This window comes from Microbacterium sp. PRF11 (assembly GCF_031844085.1).
Taxonomy (GTDB): Bacteria; Actinomycetota; Actinomycetes; order Actinomycetales; family Microbacteriaceae; genus Microbacterium.
The window spans coordinates 319,918-342,333 of sequence record NZ_JAUZUP010000004.1 but is presented as its reverse complement, the minus strand read 5'-3'; the positions used below and the strand labels follow the sequence as shown (position 1 = coordinate 342,333).

At 70.9% G+C, this 22,416-nt stretch carries 26 protein-coding genes and 2 tRNA genes; 14 read left to right on the top strand and 14 right to left on the bottom strand.

What is annotated here, in order from left to right:
• Positions 1 to 129 precede the first annotated feature (129 nt).
• The 4 genes from Q9R20_RS13110 (at position 130) to Q9R20_RS13095 (ending at position 3,592) form a co-directional block, all read left to right on the top strand.
• Positions 130 to 1,041: an ABC transporter ATP-binding protein gene (locus Q9R20_RS13110; protein WP_295840583.1), complete on the top strand. Its 912-nt coding sequence runs from the start codon at positions 130 to 132 to the stop codon at positions 1,039 to 1,041.
• A complete protein-coding gene (locus tag Q9R20_RS13105) occupies positions 1,038 to 1,838 on the top strand; it encodes an ABC transporter permease subunit (RefSeq protein WP_311249745.1) in 801 nt (266 codons plus the stop codon). The genes Q9R20_RS13110 and Q9R20_RS13105 overlap by 4 nt, the downstream gene beginning before the upstream one ends.
• Before the next feature lie 72 nt (positions 1,839 to 1,910).
• Positions 1,911 to 3,146, top strand: coding sequence for a mechanosensitive ion channel domain-containing protein (locus Q9R20_RS13100; RefSeq protein WP_311249744.1), 1,236 nt, complete (start codon positions 1,911 to 1,913; stop codon positions 3,144 to 3,146).
• On the top strand, positions 3,143 to 3,592 hold the full coding sequence (locus tag Q9R20_RS13095; RefSeq protein WP_311249743.1) for a globin: 450 nt from the start codon (positions 3,143 to 3,145) through the stop codon (positions 3,590 to 3,592). The genes Q9R20_RS13100 and Q9R20_RS13095 overlap by 4 nt, the downstream gene beginning before the upstream one ends.
• Positions 3,593 to 3,609: 17 nt before the next feature.
• Here the strand turns inward: Q9R20_RS13095 and Q9R20_RS13090 are convergent, their stop codons facing one another.
• Together Q9R20_RS13090 and Q9R20_RS13085 are read right to left on the bottom strand one after the other, a co-directional pair.
• Positions 3,610 to 4,455 carry a cation-transporting ATPase gene (locus tag Q9R20_RS13090; RefSeq protein WP_311249742.1) on the bottom strand — a complete coding sequence of 282 codons (846 nt, stop codon included), beginning with the start codon at positions 4,453 to 4,455 and terminating at the stop codon, positions 3,610 to 3,612.
• Positions 4,456 to 4,623: 168 nt separating this feature from the next.
• Positions 4,624 to 5,292: a hypothetical protein gene (locus Q9R20_RS13085; RefSeq protein WP_311249741.1), complete on the bottom strand. Its 669-nt coding sequence runs from the start codon at positions 5,290 to 5,292 to the stop codon at positions 4,624 to 4,626.
• A 53-nt stretch (positions 5,293 to 5,345) separates the two neighbouring features.
• Here Q9R20_RS13085 and Q9R20_RS13080 point away from each other — a divergent pair, with 53 nt between their 5' ends.
• Positions 5,346 to 6,215, top strand: a complete 870-nt coding sequence (locus tag Q9R20_RS13080) for an acyl-CoA thioesterase II (RefSeq protein WP_311249850.1) — start codon at positions 5,346 to 5,348, stop codon at positions 6,213 to 6,215.
• Positions 6,216 to 6,372: 157 nt separating this feature from the next.
• Here Q9R20_RS13080 and Q9R20_RS13075 read toward each other — a convergent pair whose 3' ends face one another.
• From Q9R20_RS13075 to Q9R20_RS13060, 4 genes are all read right to left on the bottom strand, one after another.
• Complete coding sequence (locus Q9R20_RS13075; RefSeq protein ID WP_311249740.1) at positions 6,373 to 6,909, bottom strand: thioesterase family protein; 537 nt, start codon at positions 6,907 to 6,909, stop codon at positions 6,373 to 6,375.
• A complete protein-coding gene (ettA, locus tag Q9R20_RS13070) occupies positions 6,902 to 8,581 on the bottom strand; it encodes an energy-dependent translational throttle protein EttA (protein WP_311249739.1) in 1,680 nt (559 codons plus the stop codon). The genes Q9R20_RS13075 and ettA overlap by 8 nt, the downstream gene beginning before the upstream one ends.
• A gap of 33 nt (positions 8,582 to 8,614) precedes the next feature.
• The gene (locus Q9R20_RS13065; RefSeq protein WP_311249738.1) at positions 8,615 to 9,118 is read right to left on the bottom strand and encodes a DUF6993 domain-containing protein; all 504 of its coding nucleotides are present in this window, start codon (positions 9,116 to 9,118) and stop codon (positions 8,615 to 8,617) included.
• Positions 9,119 to 9,183: 65 nt separating this feature from the next.
• Positions 9,184 to 9,699, bottom strand: coding sequence for a single-stranded DNA-binding protein (locus Q9R20_RS13060; protein ID WP_311249737.1), 516 nt, complete (start codon positions 9,697 to 9,699; stop codon positions 9,184 to 9,186).
• Between the two features lie 204 nt (positions 9,700 to 9,903).
• Here Q9R20_RS13060 and Q9R20_RS13055 point away from each other — a divergent pair, with 204 nt between their 5' ends.
• Entirely contained in the window at positions 9,904 to 10,161 is a 258-nt protein-coding gene (locus tag Q9R20_RS13055; RefSeq protein ID WP_295840562.1) for a hypothetical protein, read from the top strand.
• A 24-nt stretch (positions 10,162 to 10,185) separates the two neighbouring features.
• Here the strand turns inward: Q9R20_RS13055 and Q9R20_RS13050 are convergent, their stop codons facing one another.
• Positions 10,186 to 11,604, bottom strand: coding sequence for a PLP-dependent aminotransferase family protein (locus Q9R20_RS13050; protein ID WP_311249736.1), 1,419 nt, complete (start codon positions 11,602 to 11,604; stop codon positions 10,186 to 10,188).
• A gap of 61 nt (positions 11,605 to 11,665) precedes the next feature.
• Between Q9R20_RS13050 and Q9R20_RS13045 the strand changes: the two genes are divergently transcribed.
• Complete coding sequence (locus tag Q9R20_RS13045) at positions 11,666 to 12,274, top strand: hypothetical protein (protein ID WP_311249735.1); 609 nt, start codon at positions 11,666 to 11,668, stop codon at positions 12,272 to 12,274.
• A gap of 153 nt (positions 12,275 to 12,427) precedes the next feature.
• Here Q9R20_RS13045 and Q9R20_RS13040 read toward each other — a convergent pair whose 3' ends face one another.
• Positions 12,428 to 12,637, bottom strand: coding sequence for a methyltransferase (locus tag Q9R20_RS13040; RefSeq protein ID WP_311249734.1), 210 nt, complete (start codon positions 12,635 to 12,637; stop codon positions 12,428 to 12,430).
• Between the two features lie 103 nt (positions 12,638 to 12,740).
• Between Q9R20_RS13040 and Q9R20_RS13035 the strand changes: the two genes are divergently transcribed.
• The 6 genes from Q9R20_RS13035 (at position 12,741) to Q9R20_RS13010 (ending at position 14,897) form a co-directional block, all read left to right on the top strand.
• A tRNA-Arg gene (locus Q9R20_RS13035) sits at positions 12,741 to 12,813 on the top strand.
• A 37-nt stretch (positions 12,814 to 12,850) separates the two neighbouring features.
• On the top strand, positions 12,851 to 13,477 hold the full coding sequence (gene orn / locus Q9R20_RS13030; protein WP_311249733.1) for an oligoribonuclease: 627 nt from the start codon (positions 12,851 to 12,853) through the stop codon (positions 13,475 to 13,477).
• Positions 13,478 to 13,513: 36 nt separating this feature from the next.
• A tRNA-His gene (locus tag Q9R20_RS13025) sits at positions 13,514 to 13,589 on the top strand.
• A gap of 248 nt (positions 13,590 to 13,837) precedes the next feature.
• A complete protein-coding gene (locus Q9R20_RS13020) occupies positions 13,838 to 14,119 on the top strand; it encodes a metallopeptidase family protein (RefSeq protein ID WP_396653695.1) in 282 nt (93 codons plus the stop codon).
• The gene (gene clpS, locus Q9R20_RS13015; protein WP_295840835.1) at positions 14,119 to 14,418 is read left to right on the top strand and encodes an ATP-dependent Clp protease adapter ClpS; all 300 of its coding nucleotides are present in this window, start codon (positions 14,119 to 14,121) and stop codon (positions 14,416 to 14,418) included. Before Q9R20_RS13020 ends, clpS begins: the two co-directional genes overlap by 1 nt.
• On the top strand, positions 14,415 to 14,897 hold the full coding sequence (locus Q9R20_RS13010) for a DUF2017 family protein (RefSeq protein WP_311249731.1): 483 nt from the start codon (positions 14,415 to 14,417) through the stop codon (positions 14,895 to 14,897). Before clpS ends, Q9R20_RS13010 begins: the two co-directional genes overlap by 4 nt.
• A 15-nt stretch (positions 14,898 to 14,912) precedes the next feature.
• Here Q9R20_RS13010 and Q9R20_RS13005 read toward each other — a convergent pair whose 3' ends face one another.
• The 6 genes from Q9R20_RS13005 to gatC form a co-directional block, all read right to left on the bottom strand.
• Entirely contained in the window at positions 14,913 to 15,506 is a 594-nt protein-coding gene (locus Q9R20_RS13005; RefSeq protein ID WP_311249730.1) for a hypothetical protein, read from the bottom strand.
• Positions 15,481 to 15,801: a hypothetical protein gene (locus Q9R20_RS13000; protein ID WP_311249729.1), complete on the bottom strand. Its 321-nt coding sequence runs from the start codon at positions 15,799 to 15,801 to the stop codon at positions 15,481 to 15,483. The genes Q9R20_RS13005 and Q9R20_RS13000 overlap by 26 nt, the downstream gene beginning before the upstream one ends.
• 63 nt (positions 15,802 to 15,864) lie before the next feature.
• Complete coding sequence (locus Q9R20_RS12995) at positions 15,865 to 17,121, bottom strand: DNA polymerase IV (protein WP_311249728.1); 1,257 nt, start codon at positions 17,119 to 17,121, stop codon at positions 15,865 to 15,867.
• Positions 17,122 to 17,331: 210 nt separating this feature from the next.
• Complete coding sequence (gene gatB / locus Q9R20_RS12990; protein ID WP_311249727.1) at positions 17,332 to 18,846, bottom strand: Asp-tRNA(Asn)/Glu-tRNA(Gln) amidotransferase subunit GatB; 1,515 nt, start codon at positions 18,844 to 18,846, stop codon at positions 17,332 to 17,334.
• A complete protein-coding gene (gatA, locus tag Q9R20_RS12985; protein ID WP_311249726.1) occupies positions 18,846 to 20,366 on the bottom strand; it encodes an Asp-tRNA(Asn)/Glu-tRNA(Gln) amidotransferase subunit GatA in 1,521 nt (506 codons plus the stop codon). Before gatA ends, gatB begins: the two co-directional genes overlap by 1 nt.
• Complete coding sequence (gatC, locus tag Q9R20_RS12980) at positions 20,363 to 20,662, bottom strand: Asp-tRNA(Asn)/Glu-tRNA(Gln) amidotransferase subunit GatC (protein ID WP_311249725.1); 300 nt, start codon at positions 20,660 to 20,662, stop codon at positions 20,363 to 20,365. The genes gatA and gatC overlap by 4 nt, the downstream gene beginning before the upstream one ends.
• A 73-nt stretch (positions 20,663 to 20,735) precedes the next feature.
• Between gatC and Q9R20_RS12975 the strand changes: the two genes are divergently transcribed.
• Entirely contained in the window at positions 20,736 to 22,415 is a 1,680-nt protein-coding gene (locus Q9R20_RS12975) for a long-chain-fatty-acid--CoA ligase (protein WP_311249724.1), read from the top strand.
• Position 22,416 lies beyond the last annotated feature (1 nt).

The window sequence follows — 22,416 nt, the reverse complement described above, 5'->3', positions numbered from 1 at the left end:
GCGCCCGCTGATCGGATGCCCTCTCCCCCTCCGGGAGGGGGCATCCGTCGTTCGGGATCATCCTCCGGTCGACGAGAGTCATCCCCGCGGCGGACGACCCGGCACCGCCCCGCTTCCTAGCGTGGAAGCATGATCGTCGCAGAGAACCTCACCAAACGTTACGGCCCGAAGACCGCGGTCGACGGCGTCTCGTTCACCGTCGCGCCGGGTCGGGTCACGGGCTTCCTCGGTCCCAACGGAGCCGGCAAGTCCACGACGATGCGCATGATCGTCGGGCTCGACCGGCCGTCGTCGGGCAGCGTCACCGTGGGCGGGCAGGACTACCGCTCCCTGCGCTCGCCCCTCACCGAGGTGGGCGTGCTGCTCGACGCCAAGGCGGTGCACACCGGCCGATCCGCGCGCAACCACCTGCTCGCCCTCGCCGCCACGCACGGCATCGGCCGAGCACGCGTCGACGAGGTCATCGAGCTCACCGGCATCGGGGCCGTGGCCGGCAAGCGGGCCGGAGGCTTCTCCCTCGGGATGGGCCAGCGCCTCGGCATCGCCGCGGCCCTGCTGGGCGACCCGCACACCCTCATCCTCGACGAGCCGGTCAACGGCCTCGACCCGGAGGGCGTCCGATGGGTGCGCGAGTTCGTCCGCCACCTCGCCGCCGAAGGGCGCACGGTGCTGTTGTCGAGCCACCTCATGAGCGAGATGGCCCAGACCGCCGACCACGTGATCGTGCTCGGCCGCGGTCGAGTGCTGGCCGACGCGCCGCTGACCGACCTCGTCGGGTCCTGGACCACGACGACCCTGGTCGTCCGCTCCCCGCGCCTCGACGCACTCGTGTCCGCTCTGCAGATCCCGGATGCCACCATCACGCCGCTCGAGCCCGGGGCCGCCCAGATCACCGGTGTCACGGCCCAGACCATCGGTGACGTCGCCGCCCATCACGGCATCCCGGTCTACGAGCTGACCCCGCGCGCGGGATCCCTCGAGGACGCCTACCTCGCCCTGACCGAGACCTCGGTCGAGTACAAGACCAAGGAGATCGCATGACCGCCGTCGCCACGGCGCCCCGCCGCGCCACGCACACCCGCCCGCTGCGCGTCACCTTCCCGCGCCTGCTGCGCAGCGAGGTGATCAAGATCCTGTCGCTGCGGTCCACGTGGTGGTCGCTCGGCGTGACCGCCGCGTTGTCGGTGGGGATCTCCTTCCTCATCGCCGCCGCCTCCAGCGGCATGGAGGGCGGATTCCCCGCCGCCACCGTGCTGCTCGCGCCGACGCAATTCACGATGCTGGTCGCCGGCATCCTGGGAGCGATCGTCGTCACCGGCGAGTACTCGACGGGCATGATCCGTTCGACGCTCACCGCCGAGCCCCGCCGCGGCGCGGTGATGCTCGCCAAGGCCCTCGTCGTCGCCGCGGTGATGGCCGCGACGACCGTCGTCATCTACGCCGTCGCAAGCGTCGTCACCATGCCGATGCTCTCGGCCGGACTCGACTGGTCGCAGCCGGAGCAGTCCCTCGTCCCGCTCGTGCTCGGAGCGACCGCGATGGCGGCGTTCACGCTCATGGGCCTCGGGTTCGGCTTCCTCCTGCGCAGCGGCGCCGGAGCGATCGCCACGACCGTGGGCGTGCTCTTCGTGCTCCCGATCGTGCTCGGCCTGTTCACCTTCGCGGGTCCCGACTGGCAGTGGATCGTCGACGCCGGAGAGTACCTGCCCTCCAGCGCAGCGTCCCAGCTGATGAGCCCCGGCGGCGAGCAGCTGGCACAGGGGGCGATCTCCCTCGCGGCCTGGGTCGCCGCGCCCCTCGTGCTCGGTTACGTCGCCCTGCGCTCGCGCGACGCCTGACCCCTCTTCCCGCACCGCGGAAGCCTCGACGCCCAGCCGGCGCCGAGGCTTCCGTCGTTAGGCTGGATCACGATGTTCGTTCTCGCCGACACCTCCGTACCGAGCCCGTCCCCGTCGCCCACCATCACCTCGCCCGCCGATCTCGCGCGCGCCGACACCTGGACCTGGATCGGCAGCCAGCTGCTGAGCTTCGGCGGCACGATGCTGCAGATCCTCGGGATCATCGTCGGCGTCGCCGTGGCGGCGTGGATCCTGCGCGCCATCATCCGCCGCGTCGTCGACCGGATCGTCAACGGCGCCAAGAGCAAGGCGCGCGTCGACGACACCCAGGCGCTCGACCGCTCGCCCCTCAGCGCCGTGCGCCTCGTGCAACGCACCCGCACCCTGGGCACGATCCTGCAGAACATCGTCAACGTCATCCTCGTGATCGTGGCGCTCGTGTGGATCGCCACGATCGTCGCGCCGGACGCCCTGGCCTCGCTGACGCTGCTGACGGCGGCCGTCGGCGCCGGTCTCGGTTTTGGCGCCCAGAACATCGTCAAAGACGTCCTGAACGGCATCTTCATCGTCGCCGAAGACCAGATCGGCATCGGCGACGTCGTCGACCTCGGCCTGGCGACGGGGATCGTGGAGTTCGTGAGCGTCCGCATCACGCACGTGCGCGACGTCAACGGCACGCTCTGGTACGTGCGCAACGGCGAGATCACCCGCATCGGCAACATGTCGCAGGGCTGGTCGCGCGTCATCATCGACCTCGCGGTGCCGGTGGATGCCGACATCGACGACGTCGAGAAGGCCATGCTGTCCGCCGCGAAGACGATGTGGAAGGAACCCAAGTGGCGCTCGCGCATCATCGAGCAGCCCGAGATCTGGGGCCTCGAATCGATCAGCGGTGACGCCCTCGTCATCCGTCTCGTGCTGAAGACCCGCTCCAGCGCCAAGGACGACGTCGCTCGCGAACTGCGCGCGCGTCTGAAGCGGGCCATCGACGCGATGGGCATCGCGCTCCCCCAGCTGAACTCCATCGTGCTCACCGGCGCGGAGGGCGCCCAAAGTGTTCGCGGGGCGCACCCGCCGAAGACGAAGGAGACGCCCGTCGCCTCGGCGACCGACCGACCCGTGTGGAAGCCGCGTCGGCGCGCCAAGAAGGTCGTTGGCGAGACCGACGGCAGCCTCACCCCGCCCGAGAAGACGAAGAAGGCGACCGTCCGCGATGCCGCCCCGACCACGACGGTCGACCTCCCCGGCGCCGACACCCCCAAGCCGACCCCTCCCGCGGTCCGCGCCGACGAGGAGGGCCGCTCGTGAGCGAGCCGGTGACGTTCTACGACCAGGTCGGCGGCATGGACACCTTCCGCCGACTCGTCGACGCCTTCTATCGCGGCGTCGCCGGCGACGAGGTGCTCAAGCCGATGTATCCCGAGGACGACCTCGGCCCCGCGGCGGAGCGCCTGACGCTGTTCCTCGCGCAGTACTGGGGTGGCCCGACGACCTACGGCGAGACTCGCGGTCACCCCCGCCTGCGAATGCGGCACATGCCGTTCCACGTCGATCCCGACGCCCGTGACCGCTGGCTCGCGCACATGCGGGCCGCGGTCGACGAGATCGCCCTGCCGCCCGCCTTCGAAGCCCCCCTGTGGGACTACCTCGAGCGCGCGGCCTACGCCATGGTCAACACCTTCGAGCCGCGCGGCATCGGCCCCCGGCAGGACGGGCGCCCCGATACGGGGCTGCCCGTCCGCTCCGCCGACTGACGCCGGGTCGCCGGCCGTCAGCGTCCGAGGAAGTCGCCGAATCCCGGGATGTCGAGGTTCGACAGGCTGTCGCCGAAGCCGCTGACCTGCTCGCCCACACCCGAGACGGCGTCCTGGGCTCCGCCCGCCCAGTCTCCGACGGCTCCCAGCCCCGCGCCCTCGGCGAGGCTGGGCAGGTCGACCCCGGATGCCATGGCCTCGAGGTCGACGCCCTCGGCGAGTCCGGTGAAGTCGACCCCGAGCTGACCCGCCTGCTCGAGCAGGGGTCCGGCGACCGAGCTGAGGACCGCGCCGCCCGCGACCGCCGCGAGCAGGCCCCCAACGCCGATCGCGCCGGCGCCCACCAGCCCGGCCGTGCCCGCCCCGGCGAGCAGTCGCGACATGCGGCCCGGGCGCGCGGCCTCCGCACGTGCGGCGGTGCGCGCCAGGTCGTCGGGGGCGTCGGAGCGCGGCCGCTCGTGCGGAGCGAGGTCGGCGTCCATGCGCGCACGGACGTGAGCGCGCTGCTGCGGGGTGAGGCGGCCGAAGGCTTCCCGGTGCATCTGCTCGACCCGGTCGGGGTCGGCGGTGCGGAGCAGGTAGTCGTAGCGCGCGATCGCAGCGCGGTCGTCGGCGGAGAGCGAGGCGGCGTGGGTTCCCGCGGCGGGCGGGGCGTAGCTCTGGCCGTGCGGCGGCGCCGTCGGCCGACCGGCGGCGGTGCCCGCGGCTCGGCGATCGCCGGTCACCGCGTCCGCGGCGCCGCGGACCATGTCACGCCAATCGCGTCCGCCGCCCTGTGCGGGACGGCCGGACGACGACGATGACGACGTCGCCTTGTCGACGGCCTTGGACGCGAGATCGAACAGGCGGGAGAACGAGACCATGGGGTACCTCTCGACGGGCGGCACGCTGCCGCGACGTCAAGGTCTCCTCCGCCCCGCGGGGCCGCCGGACCCGGAACCCAACGGTGGGCTCGTGATGACGGATCCGACGCTCGGGAGTACTCCCCTTGCTCGGTTCAGCGTACGGAGGCCACCTGTGCGCGCGCTGTACTACGAGCCGGTCGCCCGGACGGGCGTCAGCCCCGACCGCACCGGACCGCGCACGAGGACGTGCCCGCGCGCGAGGCTCACCCGCGTCCAGGAGCCGCTGCGGCGCACCGCGGCTTGTTCCGACCCGGCGATGAAGCCGAGCGCGAACGCCGCGAACGCCGTGCCCAGGGGAAGTCCGCCGAGGGCGTCGTCGGGCTGCCCCCACACCGACGCACGGATCACCCGCACGACGTCCTCCCCGGCGTCGGCCGGCAGAGCGTCGGCGACGGCGGCGACCCCGTACTGCGCCCGTGCGGCCAGGACGGCGGCGTCGACGGCATCCACCTGCTCCCACCCGCCGCGGGGCGGCGAGATCCCGGCCCACGCCGGCGACGTGGCCGTGTCGGGAAGGAGGACCGCACTCGCATCGTCGGGTGCCGGAAGGAGGGATGCCGCCTCGACGACGAGGTCGCACTCGAGTTCGGGGTCGATCGCCGACACCCGCAGCCCGAGCACGGTCGGGGTGGTGTCCATCAGGCCCCGCGGAGCGAGGGGGGCGGCGGTGGCGACGAGCACCCCGTTCTCGGCGCGCAGCCGGACCGTTCCGTCACCGAGACGGATGGTGCGGGAGGCGAAGGTGAGCAGGTCGGCTGCCGCCTGCGGGTCGGGGAACAACAGGCGCGCGGACACCCGCCCTAAACTACCAAGCGGTGCGGGCTCGTCGCGCCGGAACGGGAGACAGCGTGACCGAGGCCAGCGATCCGGTGACGTCCCTGCTCGCCGTGCTCGATCTCCGCGACGCCGGAGCGCGCACGACCGAGGACATCTTCACCGGGATGTCGCAGGCCATGCCCACGGGTCGGGTCTACGGCGGACAGGTACTCGCACAGACCATCGTGGCCGCCTCGCGCACCCTCCCGCCCGAGCGCTCGGTGCACTCGATGCACGGCTATTTCCTGCGGCCGGGCGACCCGACCGACGGCATCACCTTCTCGGTCGATCGCATCCACGACGGTCGTTCGTTCTCGACCCGGCGGACCCAGGCGTTCCAGGCGGGTGTGCCGATCTTCTCGATGATCGCGTCGTTCCAGGACGAAGACCCGGGACTCGAGCACTTCGAGCCCATGCCCGAGGGCATCCCCCAGCCCGAAGACGCCCCGACGCTCGACGTCGAGGCACTGCACCCGATCAGCCGGCGGATCTTCTCCGAGAGCCCCGTGGACGTGCGGCACGTGGGTTCGCCGCTGTACGCCTCGGTCGAGGGCCCGCACGTGCCGCGTCAGGCCGTGTGGATGAAGCTGCGTCGCCCCATTTCGGACGACCCCGCCGTGCACCGTGCCGCGCTCGCGTACCTCAGCGACCTGACTATCCAGGAATCGATCATGCGCGCCCACGGCGTCGCGTGGAACGCGCCCGGACTGAAGGTCGCGAGCCTCGATCACGCGATGTGGTGGCATCGTCCGGGACGCGTCGACGATTGGCTCCTCTACGTGCAGGAGTCGCCCAACGCCCGCGGCGGCCGCGGCCTCGCGACGGGGCGCATCTACACGCGCGAGGGCGTGCTGGTGGCCAGCGTCGCGCAGGAGGTCATGGTGCGCGTCCCGCGCGGGTGACCCCGGATGCCGCGGTCCCGGCCGCTCGGGGCCCTGCGGCGACGAGATGAGAGCACCTTGTATCTCGTTACCCGGCGAGCGTGGTCCGCACGGCCGAGGGGTGCCCACGGCGGCACGCGACGTCTAGTTCGCGGGGCGCGCGCGGGTACGGCTGACGTCAGCCGCGGGCGGAGCGGCGGCGGTACTCGATCGGGTCGCCGACGTACGGCGCCCACGCGGAGCGCTCGGCCTCGCTCCAGCGGATGGGGCGCCCGCTCGCGGTGTCGACGAGGACGGTGACCGCGGTCGCGCGGGCGTAGAGCACGGGTTCGGCGTCGCCCCGGGGGCTGTAGACCTCGAAGCAGATGTCGGCGCTGGAGCCGCCCATCGCGCCGATCCACAGGCGCACGTCGAGGGGACGCTGGCTGTACGGGACCGGGCGGAGGTATTCGATCTCCTGTCGGGCGATGAGCGTGGCGCGCTCTCCGCCGCTCTCGAGCACGCTCATGTCGAACACCGCGGTCGGCAGAGCCTCGCCGTCGTCGTCGCTGCGCCAGAAGGCGCGCAGGCGCGCTTCTTCGAGGAGCTTGAGCATCGAGGTGTTGTTGACGTGTCCCAGTGCGTCGAGGTCTCCCCACCGCAGGTGGATGGGCACGTGCAGGCGCTCGGGCCCGGCGGACGCCGGACCCGAGTCGCCGGTGACGTCGTCAGTCACGCGTGAGCTTGCGGTAGGTCGAACGCGACGGGTTGGCCGCGTCGGCACCGAGGCGCTCGATTTTGTTCGCCTCGTAGGCCTCGAAGTTGCCCTCGAACCAGTGCCACTGATCGGGGTGCTCCTCGGTACCCTCGTAGGCGAGGATGTGCGTGGCGATGCGGTCGAGGAACCACCGGTCGTGCGTGATGACGACGGCGCAGCCGGGGAACTCCAGGAGGGCGTTCTCAAGCGAGCTGAGCGTCTCGACATCGAGGTCGTTGGTGGGCTCGTCGAGGAGCAGCAGGTTGCCGCCCTCTTTCAGCGTGAGCGCGAGGTTGAGACGGTTGCGCTCACCGCCGGAAAGGACACCGGCCTTCTTCTGCTGGTCGGGACCCTTGAAGCCGAACTTCGACACATAGGCGCGCGAGGGGATCTCGGTCTTGCCGACCGTGATGATGTCGAGCCCGTCGGACACGACCTCCCACAGCGTCTTCTCCGGGTCGATGTTGGCGCGCGACTGGTCGACGTAGCTGATCTTGACCGTCTCGCCGATCTTCAGCGTTCCGCCGTCGAGGGGCTCGAGACCGACGATCGTCTTGAACAGCGTGGTCTTCCCGACACCGTTGGGTCCGATGACGCCGACGATGCCGTTGGGCGGCAGGTTGAAGCTCAGGTTGCTGATGAGCGACCGGTCGCCGAAGCTCTTCTCGAGCTTCTTGGCGTCGATGACGATGCTGCCCAGACGCGGACCCGCGGGGATCTGGATCTCGTCGAAGTCCAACTTGCGCGTGCGCTCGGCCTCGGCCGCCATCTCCTCGTAGCGGGCCAGGCGCGCCTTCGACTTGACCTGGCGGCCCTTCGCGTTGGAGCGGACCCACTCGAGCTCTTCCTTCAGGCGCTTGGCGAGCTTGGCGTCCTTCTTGCCCTGGACGTCGAGACGCTGCCCCTTCTTCTCGAGGTAGGTGGAGTAGTTGCCCTCGTAGGGGTACAGGTGCCCGCGGTCGACCTCGGCGATCCACTCCGCGACGTTGTCGAGGAAGTACCGGTCGTGGGTGATGGCGATGACCGCGCCCTTGTAGGCCTTGAGATGCTGCTCGAGCCACAGCACGCTCTCGGCGTCGAGGTGGTTGGTGGGCTCGTCGAGCAGCAGGAGGTCGGGCTTCTGCAGCAGGAGCTTGGCGAGGGCGACGCGGCGACGCTCACCACCCGACAACGGGATGACGGAGGCGTCGGCCGGCGGCGTGCGAAGGGCGTCCATCGCCTGCTCGAGCTGGGAGTCGAGGTCCCAGCCGTCGGCGGCGTCGATCTCCTCCTGCAGGGTGCCCATCTCGGCCAGCAGTGCGTCGAAGTCGGCGTCGGGGTCGGCCATGAGGGCCGAGATCTCGTTGAAGCGGTCGAGCTTCGGCTTGATCGCGACGCCGTCCTGGATGTTCTCCAGCACGGTCTTGCTGTCGTCGAGCTCGGGCTCCTGCATGAGGATGCCCACGGTGAAGCCGGGGCTGAGCCGCGCCTCGCCGTTGGAGGGGTTGTCGAGCCCCGCCATGATCTTCAGGATCGTGGACTTACCGGCACCGTTCGGTCCCACCATGCCGATCTTGGCACCGGGGAGGAACGACATCGTGACGTCGTCGAGGATCAACTTGTCGCCCACAGCCTTGCGGGCGCGGACCATGGAGTAGATGTATTCCGCCATAACCCGTCCAGTCTAGGGGCGCGGCGTCGGGGATCAGTCGATGCCGACCGTCTGACCGATGAGGCACCCGCCCGCGGCCAGCCCGGGCATCACCGCGGTGACGGGCTGACCGATGGAGGGGCCGACCTGACCGACGAGGCACTCCCCGCCGATGCGGACCGAGAAGGCGATGCTCTCCGCCGCATTGCCGATCGTCGACTGGTCGGCCGTCACCTGCATGGCGCCCCGATCGAAGCCGCCCGCTGACAACGCATCGATGTAGGCGCGCCCGGTCGACTGGTCGGGGCCGGCCCACACACCGGCGACGATCTGGGTGAAGAACGGCAGATTCTCCTGGGCCGTCCCGCCGGGGACCAGCGCGGCCGCGGACGGCGTCGCCGACGCGGCCGCGGGAGACGCGGAGTCGGACGCCGCCGCGGTGGGCGCCCCCTCGGTGATCGCGGGAGCCGGGTCGGGGGCCTGCGCGGTGCAGCCCGCGAGAGCCAGCGCGGCGACGACGGTCAGAGCGGCGAGGGGACGACCGGGAAGACGGGACACGCGACCGAGTCTACGGATCCGCTCCCGTCCTCCCGCGCGGCCGCCCCCTTCGGAGGCGTCGCCGATCAGAACGGCGTCTCGCCACCCTCGCCACCGGACCCGACCGCGGTCGTCCCGCCCGCGGCGACGGGGACGTCCTCCGCCTCCGTCTCCCGACCCGGAGCCGACCAGGCCTCGTCGTCGTTCGACTCCGTCGTCGTCGGGGCGGCAGCGGCCGCACCCGGCTTCGGAGTGCGCTCGAACTGCGACCGCCCCCATCGCAGATCGTGCCCGAGGGCTTCGGCGACGACGTCGGCACTCACGCCGCGTTTGGTCTCGGTCTCCCATTCGCGCAGCCGCAGGCGCCCGCTCAGCACGATGCGCTCCCCCTTGCGGAGCGATCGCAGGGCGTTGGCCCCGAGCTCGCCGAAGACGGAGATGGAGTAGTAGTTCGTGTGCCCGTCGACCCACTCGCCGCGTTCTCGGTCGAAGCGGCGTTCGCCGACGGCCAGGCGGAAGGCGGCGATGGAGTCGCCTCCGCGCGTGGAGCGCTGCTCGAGGTCTCCGACGATGTTGCCGACGAGGGTGATGTGGTCGCTCATGATGTGTCCTCTCGATGGGGTCGTGCCTCCGGCATCCGTGTGCCCGACGGATGCCGGAGGCACGCTCAGGATGACCGGGTCGTCGACCGCGCCGCGCTGCGAGGAGGCCGATCTGTGGACACAGGGCGGCCGCGCGTGGATGGGGAGGAACGCTCGACATCCGCCTCGGACGGCGATGTCGGAGGTTGGTCGTACCGTGACGGCATGAGCACCGCACTGTGGAACGATCTCGCTCCGGCCCCGCGCTCGGCCGGGTGGGGAGCGGCGACGCACGTCGCCGCGGGTCTGTGGCGCATCGCCGATCCGCGCGGCATCGTGGTCGGTCATATCCGAGCCGTCGCCGCGGAGGGCGGATGGCGTTATGCGGCCGAACGCTTCCACGCCGCCTCCGGGAGCTTCCGCCGTCTCGGGGAGTTCTGGTCGTCGTCCGATGCCGTCGAGTGCCTGCGGTACGCGCGGTGAGGTGACGGGGGTGTCGGCGTCCGGTCAGACGACCGTGGCGAAGTCCTCGCGCGCGACGACGGAGGCGCCGCCGCGCACGTCGTCCCAACTCGCGCGCAAGATGTCGACGGCCCGCTCCAAGGTCGCGGGCGGTGCGGTGAACGGCACGCGGAGGCGCCGATCGTGACCGCCCTCGACCGCGAACCGCGAGCCCGCCGACAGCGCCAGTCCACGCGACCGTGCGTTCATGACCAGAGGCGTGCTGAGCGCCTCACCGATGCCGACCCACAGCGACACACCGCCCGCGACGTCGGGGACGTCCCATTCGGGGAGGCGGTGGCGCAGGGCGGCAACGAGACTGTCGCGCCCGGCCCGCAGCAGGTCACCGCGCTGCTGAGCGATCTCGTCGAGACGCGGAAGCAGACGCCGCGCGATCGCCTGCTCGATCTCGGGCGTGCCCAGGTCGTGCACCGGGCGCTCGGCGGCGAGTCGCCGCACGATGTCGGGAGCGGCGCGCACCCAGCCCACCCGCAGGCCTCCCCACACGGTCTTGCCGAGCGAGCCGAGGCGGATGATCCGATCGTCATCGGGAAAGGGGGCCGGGCCCTGCTCGCGATCGATTCCGAGCTGGGCCGTCGTCTCGTCGAGCACCAGGACGGCGCCGGCGGCGCGCGCGGCGGCGACGAACACCGAGGTCTCGGTGGCGCTCATCGTGCGGCCCGTGGGGTTCTGGAAGTCGGGCATGAGATACGCGAGCGTGGGCAGTGCGCGCGCGAAGCTCTGCTCGGTGCGCTCGAGGTCCCACCCGGCTGCCGGGTCGACGGGAACACCGATCAGTCGCGCTCCGACCCGTCGGAACGCGTCCGCCGCGTGCGGATACGTGGGCGTCTCCAGAAGCACCCGATCGGCTCGGGAGAGCAGCACCGACGCGATCAGGTGGATGGCGCTCTGCGCACCGGAGGTCACGAGGATCTGGTCGGTCGAGGTGGGCATCCCCCGACGCCCGTAGTGATCCGCGATCGCGACGCGCAGCGCGGGGTCGCCCACCACGTCGTAGCCGACGCGCGACAGCAGAGCAGGAGCCTCTTGGGCGACCTCGGCGACGACCGCGGCGAGACCGGGCCACGCCGCCGGGCTCGCCTGCTGCAGGTCGATCGCCGCATCCCCGGCGTCGAGTCGCCCGGGATCGTTGCGGCGTAGGGGCAGGGTGACGCTCCCGCTGCCGCGCAGGCTCTCGATGTGGCCGGTGTCGCGCAGGCTGCGATAGGCCGCGGCGACGGTCGTCCGACTCAGCGACAGCGCCGCCGCCAGTTCCCTCTCGGCCGGCAGCGCCGTCGAGGGGGCGAGGCGGTTGTCGAGGCACAGCAGACGTACCGCGTCGGCGAGTGCCTCGTACGCGGGGCCGCTCCCCCGCCATCCCCCGAGGGCAGCAGCGAGTGCACGAGCCGAGATGCGCGAGTCCATGGGGCCACGTTAGTCGAATTGGCATCCTGGTAGAAAGCCAATCGCGTGATTGGATTCCCTCATGTTCTCCCGCGTCACCCGTCTCGTCATCGGTCTCGTGCTCTACGGCGTCGGCTGCGCCTTCACGGTGGCGGCCGGTCTCGGCGTCGACCCGTGGACCGTCTTCGCGCAGGGACTGTCCCGTGTGAGCGGCATCGGCATCGGGTGGGTGACGAACATCGTCGGTCTCGGCGTACTCCTGCTCTGGATCCCGCTGCGGCAGAAGCCCGGCGTCGGCACGCTCGCGAACATCGCGCTCGTCGGCACCAGCCTGCAGCTGGCCCTCGGGGTGCTCCCCCACCCCGACGTCTTCTGGCTGCAGGCGCTCATGCTCGTCGCCGGCGTCGTGCTGGTGGCGGTGGCATCCGGACTCTACATCGGAGCCAACTTCGGACCCGGACCCCGTGACGGGCTGATGACGGGCCTCAACGGTCGCCTCGGCTGGCCCATCTGGGCGTGCCGGCTCACGGTCGAGGGCTCGGTCCTCGTGCTCGGGTGGTTGCTCGGGGGCACGGTCGGTCTGGGAACGGTGGTCTTCGCGCTCGGCATCGGCCCGCTGGTGCACCTCGCTCTTCCCCTGCTCGCGACGAAGCCGGCGCCCGCGCGCACGCCGGATCGCGCGCGGGTATAGGTCGCGCACCCGGCGAACCGGCCGTCCGGGACTCACGGCGCCTCACCTCTCGCACACGCGGTGCGAGTCCGCCCGCACGAGCGATGCGGGTCCGCCAGCACCCGCGATGCGGGTCCGACCGCACCGGCGACGGACCCGCTCGGAGGTCGCGAATCAGTGCTCGCGGAACTCCGGTCGGTCGCTGCCGGGCTTGAGGTGCGCGTGCAGGGCGTTCTTGGCGATGTCCATGGACGGGTAGGCCCCGAGCGGCTCGTCCTTGCCGGCCATGTGGACGCGGTAGCCGTCGGCATCCTTCTGAATCTTGCCGACGACCCCGTTGGGGCCGTAGGCGACCCAGAGGCGTCGTGTGGCGGTGTCGCTCATGAGTGCTCCTTTGCTCTCGTTCGCCCCGGAGATTACGCTCGCTCGCCGCCGCGCGCCAGGGGCTGGTGCGGTCAGCCGGAGGCGACCGTTATCCTGGGGGCGACCCCCAGTAGCTCAGTGGATAGAGCAGCGGCCTTCTAATCCGCCGGTCACACGTTCGAATCGTGTCTGGGGGACCGAGCCGATGTCGGGGCCCCTCAGTAGGATGTGGGGATGGTAAACGCCTCCGAGAACGACCGGCTCGTCTGGATCGACTGCGAGATGACCGGCCTCGATCTGGGGGTCGACGAACTCGTCGAGATCGCGGTCGTCGTCACCGATTTTGAGCTGACCCCCCTCGACCCCGGCTTTCAGATCGTCATCAAGCCCGACGACTCCGCCCTCGCGAACATGGGTGAGTTCGTCACCGACATGCACCGGTCGTCGGGTCTGCTCGATGAGATCCCCTTCGGCGTGAGCCTCGCCGATGCCGAGTTCCAGGCCCTCGAGTACATCCAGCGTTTCGCGCCCGTCGAGGGCAAGGCGCCGCTGGCGGGCAACACGATCGGTACCGACCGCATGTTCCTCGCCAAGTACATGCCGCGCGTCGACCGGTGGCTGCATTACCGCAACATCGATGTCTCGAGCATCAAGGAGCTGTCGCGTCGATGGTATCCGCGGGCCTATTTCCAGGCCCCCGCCAAGAACGGCGGACACCGCGCCCTCGCCGACATCCGCGAGTCCATCCGCGAGCTCGCCTACTACCGTGCCGCGGTCTTCGTGCCCCAGCCCGGTCCGACCAGCGACGAGGCCAAGGCCGTGTCGGCGTCGGCCGTGTCGTCGTACGCCGCCGACCTATGACATAATCGTTCAGTTGTCTTCTCCGGCAGACACATGGTGGCTATAGCTCAGTTGGTAGAGCACCGCGTTGTGGTCGCGGGGGTCGCGGGTTCAAGTCCCGTTAGCCACCCCAAGAGATGACGAAGGCCCGGCAGAGCAGTGCTGTCCGGGCCTTCGTCGTTCATCGGGCGGGCCGAGATCCCGCCGCCCGCCCCTGCCCCGCCGTAGAATCGATCGACGGGGCCGGCGCGCTCCGCACCGGCCCGAAACCCCGGGAGGCCCGCCGTGAACGATCACGTCGACGCACGCCCCGCCTTGTCTCTCGACGCCGAGGCGTTCGAGGCCCTCGTGGTCGACGAACTCGACCAGCTGCCCGACGACATGGTGGAGGGTCTGGACAACGTGGTGTTCGTCGTCGAGGATCGCCCCGAGGACGGTTCGCTCGATCTGCTCGGCCTCTACGACGGCTGGGCCCTGACCGAGCGTGACCGCTACGGCGTCGGCGAACTCCCCGACCGCATCATCCTGTACCGCGAGCCGCACCTGGCCGCCTGCGCCGACGAAGACGAGCTGCGCGACGAGATCCACACCACCCTCGTGCACGAAATAGCGCACTTCTACGGCATCGACGACGAGAAGCTCCACGAACTGGGGTGGGCGTGATGGCGGGGCTCGCGACGCCCGATCTCGACGCCGACCTCGAGCGCGACACGTCCTCGATGCCGCCGGCGTCGTGGCAGACCGTGGTGTGGAACGATCCGGTCAACCTGATGAGCTACGTGACGCACGTCTTCCGCTCGTACTTCGGCTTCGATGCCGCGACCGCTCATCGCCTGATGCTCTCGGTGCACCACGACGGTCACGCTGTCGTCGCCCGCGGCCCGCGAGAGGTCATGGAGGCGCACACCCAGGCGATGCACGACTACGGCTTGTGGGCCACCGTGAGGAAGGACCCCGCGTGAACGAACGGATCGTCGTGATGGAGGTCAGCGGACTCGAGGCGCTCCACCTCGCCGGCATCGTGGGGCAGTTCCGCGACCTCCTCGCCGAGACGCGCGCCGACACCGATCCGGCCGTCACCCGGTTGCTCCCTGACGCCTACCCCGACGACGCCCAGGCGAGCCGCGAGTTCCGTCGGCTGACGGGCGCCGATCTGCTGCAGCGGCGCGCGGACGACGCGGCGACGGTGCTGCGGACGCTCGGCCATGACGGTACCGACCTCGACCCCGAAAGCGACCCGGATGCCGCCATCGCGGTCGCCCTCGGCGAGACCGAGGCTCTCGCGTGGATGCGCACCCTCGCGGCGGTGCGTCTGGTGCTGGCGACACGACTCGGCATCCAGACCGACGACGACCACCATCCCGACGACCCGCGTTTTGGCGTCTACGACTGGATCGGCTATCGCCTCGACGGCCTCATGACGGCCCTCGACCGCGGCTGAGCCCGCCACGAGCCATCACGGGATGCGGGCGACGACGTCCGCGGCCGCAGCCGGGCCATGGGCCTCGATGTGCGCGTCCTCTTGACGCGCCCACCGGTCCCAGTGCGGTCGGTACGTGTCGCCGTCGCGGTCGAGCGCGCGTGCGCGTCGCGAGGGAAGAGGCGCCTCGACCCACACCGTGACATCGGCGAGCCGCGCGACCTCCGGGGTCAGCAGACCGGCCCCCTCGACGACGAGCGGGAGCGACGGGTCGACCGCGTGGGCTTCCGCGCGTTGTCCGAGCTCCCAGTCCCAGCGCTGCCAGACGCCGACGAGACCGCGGCCGTGCGGCACGAGGACGGTCTCACGCGCGTAGGCGACCCCGTCGGAGAGGCCGTCCCACCCGGGATAGAGGTCGTCGAGAGCGATGAGCTGCACGCGACCGCGCCCCGGCCAGGCCGCGACCAGACGGCGCGCGAGCGAACTCTTCCCCGCGCCGCTGCGGCCGTCGACGATCACGACCGGATTGGCCGCGCCGACGCGCGCGACACGCGCCGCCACCGCGGCCACCGCCGTGGTGAGGGCGTCGTCGACCGGGTCCGCGCTACTTCTTGAGGGCGCGGATGACACGGCTGAGGGCGCGACCGGCCACCCATACGAACGGGATGCCGACGGCGAGCAGCGCGACCAGGTTCGGGTCGAAGCGCAGGTCGTCGCCACGGCGGATGTACGCGCCGAGCGGAAGGGTGTAGCCGCCTCCGCCGCCACCTCCGTTGCCCTGCTCGTCGGAGCCACCGCCGAAGCCGGCCCAGGTGAGGGCGACGGGCACGATGCGGACGCCGTCGACGTCCTGCTGCTCGCCGTAGGCGGAGGTGACGCCGAAGCTGGTGGCCTGCTTGCCGAGTTCCAATGCGATGTTGGGCATAGGCCCACCGTAGCGGGCCGGCCGGGACGAGCCCAGGGGCGTTGCGTCGGCCGGGGCCCCGTGTCAGTGGTCGTACGACGGCCGCGGGTTCGTCGGCAGGGCTCCCCCGCCGCGCGACGGCCCCAGGAGCGACCCACGGGTCACCGCGCCGCGCCCGAAGCGGGCGGTTGCACCGTCGAGGGCGCCCTCGACCCGGCGCCACTCGGCGTCGTCGTCCCAGAGGGTCGCCGCCATCGCCGCGGGCTTGAGCTTCTCGCCGCGCACGCCGACGAGGCGCACGGCCTGTCTACGGTCGATGGAGTCGAACAACTCGATCGCGGCGTCGCCGATCCGCTGGCCGACGGACGTGGGCTCTTTCAGGGTGCGCGAACGACTGAGCGTCGTGAAGTCCGAGAAGCGCACCTTGATCGAGATCGTCGATGCCTCGTACTGCTGGCCGCGCAGGCGCGCGCCGACGCGGTCGGCGAGCCGCCGCAGCTCGACGTGCAGCAGGCGGGTGTCGGAGATGTCGGTGTGGAAGGTCTCTTCGTGCCCGACGCTCTTCTCGGACCGCCCCGTGTGCACCTCGCGGGCGTCGATCCCGCGCGACAGATGCCAGATACGCTCCCCCATCGCCGACCCCAGCACCTGATCGAGCGCATGGCGCGGGGTGTCGAGGATGTCGGAGACGAGCCGGATGCCGCGAGACTCGAGCGCCTCCGCGGCTTTGGGACCCACGCCCCACAGCGCCCGCACCGACCGCGGACGCAGGAACGCCTCGGTGTCGGCCGCGGCGACGACGAGCAGGCCGTCGGGCTTGGAGATCGTGGACGCCATCTTGGCGACGTGCTTCGTCGCGGCGACCCCGATGCTGCAGGTGAGGCCCGTCTCGGCCTTGACGCGGGCGCGCAGATCGCGCGCGATCGTCCCAGGGCTCCCCCACAAGCGGCGGGCGCCGCGGACATCGAGGAATGCCTCGTCGATCGACAGCGGCTCCACGAGAGGAGTGACGTCGTGGAAGATCGCCATGACCTGCCGCGACATCTCGGTGTAGCGGTGGTAGGGCGGGTTGACGACGATCGCCGTCGGGCACAGGCGGAGCGCGATCGCGACCGGCATCGCCGACTTCACGCCGTAGCGGCGCGCCTCGTACGAGGCGCTGGAGACGACACCGCGCCCCTCGGACCCGCCGATGATCAGCGGCTTCCCGGCCAGCGACGGATCGTCGAGCACCGCCACCGACGCGAAGAACGCGTCCATGTCGACGTGCAGGATGCCGGTGCCGGTGTCGTCGGCGTCGGGGCGAGAGACGATGCGCCCCGTTCCGTCACCTCGTCCCATGGCATCCATTCTCCCCCGGACCTCCGACATCGGGCCGGGGTCGTGACCGACGTCCAGCGATCCGCGCGACCTCGGCCCGTGACGGGCGACGACCACCGCGTTCGCCCGAATCGCTGAGGAGGCGGTCGCGCCCGAAGGCCCGTGCCGGAAAACGACGGATGCCACGACCCCGAGCCGCGCGGAGCGGCCGTGGTCGTGGCATCCGGTGTCTTACTGGGCGGCGCGCTCCAGAACGAGCTCGCGTACACGCGCGGCGTCGGCCTGGCCCTTCATCGCCTTCATGACCGCGCCGATGACGGCGCCGGCGGCCTGCACCTTGCCGTCGCGGATCTTCGCGAGCACGTCGGGCTGGGCCGCGAGGGCCTCGTCGATCGCGGCGATGAGCGCCCCGTCGTCGGACACCACGGCGAGACCTCGAGCGTCGACGACCTGCTGTGGGGTGCCCTCTCCGCCGATGACGCCCTCGAGCACCTGGCGCGCAAGCTTGTCGGTCAGCGTCCCGGCGTCGACGAGCTTCTGCAGCGCGGCCACGTTCTCGGGCGACACGAGGTCGGCCGCGTCGCGCTCCTGCGCGTTGGCGACGCGGGTGATCTCACCGGTCCACCACTTGCGGGCCGCGCCCGGGGCGGCGCCCGCGGCTATCGTGTCGGCCACGGCGTCGAGCAGGCCGCCGTTAGCCACGTCCTGGAACTCGAGGTCAGTGAAACCCCACTCCGCCTTGAGGCGGCGACGACGCGCGGCGGGCTGCTCGGGCAGGGCGGCGCGCAGCTCGTCGATCAGCTCGGGCGCGGGGACGACCGGCAGCAGGTCCGGCTCCGGGAAGTAGCGGTAGTCGTCGGCGTCCGACTTGGGGCGCCCGGGAGAGGTGCGACCGGTGTCCTCGTGCCAGTGGCGCGTCTCCTGCGTGATGGTGCCGCCCTTCGCGAGGATGGCGGCCTGCCGCTGGATCTCGTAGCGCACCGCGCGCTCGACCGAACGCATCGAGTTGACGTTCTTCGTCTCGGTGCGCGTGCCGAGCTTCTCCTGGCCGCGGGGACGCAGCGACACGTTGGCGTCGCAGCGCAGGTTCCCGCGCTCCAGACGCGCCTCCGAGATGCCGAGGGCCCGCACGATGTCGCGGATGGTCGCGACGTACGCCTTCGCCAGATCGGGAGCGGAGTGCTCGGCGCCGAAGATCGGCTTCGTGACGATCTCGACCAGCGGGACGCCCGCGCGGTTGTAGTCGACGAGCGAGTACTCGGCGCCCTGGATGCGACCGGTCGCACCGCCCATGTGGGTGAGCTTGCCGGCATCCTCTTCCATGTGCGCGCGCTCGATCGGCACCATGACGATGGTGCCGTCTTCGAGCTCGACCTCGACCGAGCCCTCGAAGGCGATCGGCTCGTCGTACTGCGAGATCTGGTAGTTCTTGCCCAGGTCGGGGTAGAAGTAGTTCTTCCGCGCGAAGCGGCTCGACGGCGCGATCGAGCAGCCGAGCGCGAGGCCGAGGCTGATCGAGGAGCGGATCGCTTCCTGGTTCACGACCGGGAGGGCGCCCGGCAGGCCCATGTCGACCGGAGCGACGAGCGTGTTGGGCTCGGCCCCGTGGTTCTCGTCGTTGGCGGGATTGGGCGCCGACGAGAACATCTTGGTCGCGGTGTTCAGCTCGACGTGCACCTCGAAGCCGAGGACGGGCTCGAACAGCTCGAGCGCCTCGTCGAAGTCCATCAGGGCATCTTTCGCCATCAGAGCGACGCTCCGTTCGTGAGGGAGGGGGCCTTGTCGAGCAGGGGTCCGCCCCACTGGTCGACGAGAAGCGCCTCGAGGGCGGCACCGACGCGGTAGAGACGGGCGTCCTCGCGGGCGGGGGCCAGGAATTGGATGCCGACGGGCAGACCGTCCTCTTCGGCGAGGCCGCTCGGGATCGAGATGCCCGGGACGCCCGCGAGGTTCGCCGGGATCGTGGTGATGTCGTTGAGGTACATCTGCAGCGGGTCGTCGATCTTCTCGCCCAGGCGGAACGCCGTGGTTGGCGCCGACGGCGTCGCGATGACGTCGACCTGCGCGAACGCGGCATCGAAGTCCTGCTGGATCAGCGTGCGGACCTTCTGGGCGCTGCCGTAGTACGCGTCGTAGTAGCCCGCGGACAGGGCGTAGGTGCCCAGGATGATGCGGCGCTTGACCTCGGGACCGAAGCCCGCGTCGCGCGTGGCGGCCATGACGTTCTCGACCGTTGCGGCCCCCTGCGGGTTCACGCGAAGGCCGAAGCGCACCGAGTCGAACTTCGCGAGGTTGCTCGAGGCTTCGGCCGGGAGGATGAGGTAGTAGGCGGCGACACCGTACTCGAAATGCGGGGCGCTGATCTCGACGATCTCGGCACCCTGGGCTTCCATGGCCGCCAGCGACGCACGGAACGAATCCGACACGCCCTTCTGGAAGCCGCGGTCGTCGAGCTCGCGGATGACGCCGACCTTGAGGCCCTTGAGCACCTGACCGCTCGCACCCTCGCGGGCGGCGGCGGCGAACGACGGCCACTCGTCGGACAGCGAGGTGGAGTCGTTGGCGTCGTGCCCGCCGATGACGTCGTGCAGCAGGCCCGCGTCGAGGACGGTGCGGGTGACCGGACCGACCTGGTCGAGGCTGGATGCCAACGCGATCGCGCCGTAGCGGCTCACACCGCCGTAGGTCGGCTTGACGCCCACCGTGCCGGTGACGTGTGCGGGCTGGCGGATCGAGCCGCCCGTGTCGGAGCCGAGGGCCAACGGGGCTTCGAAGGCGGCGACGGCCGCGGCCGAGCCTCCACCGGAGCCGCCGGGGATGCGGTCGAGGTCCCACGGGTTGCGGGTGGGACCGTACGCGGAGAACTCCGTGGAGGAGCCCATCGCGAACTCGTCCATGTTCGTCTTTCCGAGCGGCACGAGGCCCGCGGCACGGGAGCGCGCGACGACGGTGGCGTCGTACGGCGACATGTACCCCTCGAGGATCTTCGACCCGCTGGTGGAGGGCATGTCGGTCGTGACGAGCACGTCCTTCACCGCAAGCGGGACGCCGGCCAGCTCGTGCAACTGCTCGCCGGCCGCGCGGCGGCGGTCGATGTCGGCGGCGACCTCGAGCGCGTGGTCGCTCACGTGGAGGAAGGCGTGGACGTCGCCGTCGACGGCGGCGATGCGGTCGAGGTGCGCCTGCGTCGCCTCGACGCTCGACACCTCTTTGCTCGCCAGGGCGGATGCCAGGTCGGCAGCGGTCAGTCGCGTGAGATCTTTCACTGTTCCTCCCCCAGGATGGCGGTGACCCGGAACCGGCCGTCGGCCTGGTCGGGGGCGTTCTGCAGCACCTGCTCGCGCGTGAGCTGCGGCTGCACGACGTCGGGGCGGAAGACGTTCTCGAGCGGAATCGGGTGGCTCGTCGCGACGACCTCGGGGGTCGCCACCTCGGACACCTTCGCGATGTTGTCGACGATGGCATCCAGCTGGCCGGTCAGGCTCTGGATCTCCTCGTCGCTCAACTGGATCCGGGCGAGCACACCGAGATGGCGCACGAGATCAGGAGTGATTTCAGACACCCGGCAAGTCTAGTTCGCGCGCACTGCGCCGCCCGCCTCGACCCCGTCGCGTGCGGGACCCTAGGCTGGCCGGGTGACGAGCTTCGATCCGCCGCGCCCCTGGACCTCGAGCTACGCCGCGGGGGTGCCGGAAGATCTCGGTCCCCAGAGCGGCTCACTCGTCGACATCGTCGACGCCTCCACGCGCGATTATCCCGACGCCCCCGCCCTGCAGTTCTTCGGTCGCGAGACGACCTACGCCGAGATGTCGGCGCAGATCGCCCGCGTCGCCGCGGCCCTCGCCGCGCGCGGTGTGAAAGCCGGGGACCCGGTCGCCATCGTCCTGCCCAACTGCCCGCAGCACATCGTCGCGTTCTACGCCGTCCTGCGCCTGGGCGCGGTGGTCGTCGAGCACAACCCGCTCTACACCCCTCGCGAGCTGCGCAAGCAGTTCGAGGACCACGGCGCGAAGCACGCGATCGTCTGGAGCAAGGTCGTGGCCACCGTCCAGGACTTCCCCGCCGATCTCAAGGTCGACACCCTCGTCTCGGTCGACGTGACCCGCGCCATGCCCTGGACCGCGCGCCTCGCGCTGCGCCTGCCCGTGGCCAAGGCCCGCGCCTCGCGGGCGGCTCTGCACGCGAAGACCCGGGATGCCGTCGAGTGGGAGGACCTGACCGGTCACGTCCCTCTGCCCGAGACGCATCCGCGTCCCCGTACCGACGATCTCGCGATCATCCAGTACACCAGCGGGACGACGGGCACGCCCAAGGGTGCGATGCTCACGCATGCCAATCTTCTCGCCAACGCCGCGCAGGCGCGGGCGTGGGTGCCGCAGATCGTCCGCGGCGAAGGCTGCGTCGTCTACGCGGTGCTGCCGATGTTCCACGCGTACGGGCTGACCCTGTGCCTCACATTCGCCATGTCGATGGGCGCGCGCCTGGTGCTGTTCCCCAAGTTCGACCCCGACCTCGTGCTGGCGGTCACCAAGAAGCACCCGGCGACGTTCCTCCCGCTCGTGCCTCCGATCGCAGAGCGCCTGCTCTCCGCCGCGCAGGAGAAGGGCGTCGACCTCACCGGTACCGACGTCGCGATCTCGGGCGCGATGGCTCTGCCCCACTCGCTCGTCGTGCCCTTCGAGCAGGCGACCGGCGGGTTCCTCGTCGAGGGGTACGGGCTGAGCGAGTGCTCGCCCGTCCTGATGGCGAACCCCGTCGCCGACAACCGCGTCGCCGGTACCGTCGGGCTGCCGCTGCCCGGCACGGAGTGCCGCGTGGTCGACCCCGATGACCCGTTCACCGACGTCGAGAAGGGCGAGCTCCTCGTGCGGGGCCCCCAGGTGTTCTCGGGCTACTACGGCAAGCCCGAGGAGACCGAGGCGGTCTTCGTCGACGGGTGGTTCCGCACGGGAGACATCGTCACCATCGACGACGACGGCTTCGTGCGCATCGTCGATCGGATCAAGGAGCTCATCATCACGGGCGGGTTCAACGTCGCGCCGACCGAAGTCGAGAACGTCCTGCGCCAGCATCCGTCCGTCGCCGACGTCGCTGTCGTCGGTCTCCCCAGCGCGCACTCGGGCGAAGACGTCGTCGCCGCCGTCGTCCCGGCCTCTCGGGACGACTTCGACGCCGAGGCGCTACGGGCCTTCGCACGCGGCATCCTCACTCCCTACAAGGTGCCCAAGCGCGTCGTCGTGGTCGACGAGCTGCCGCGATCGCTCATCGGCAAGGTCCTGCGCCGGCAGGTTCGCGACACGCTCCTCTCGGACTGAT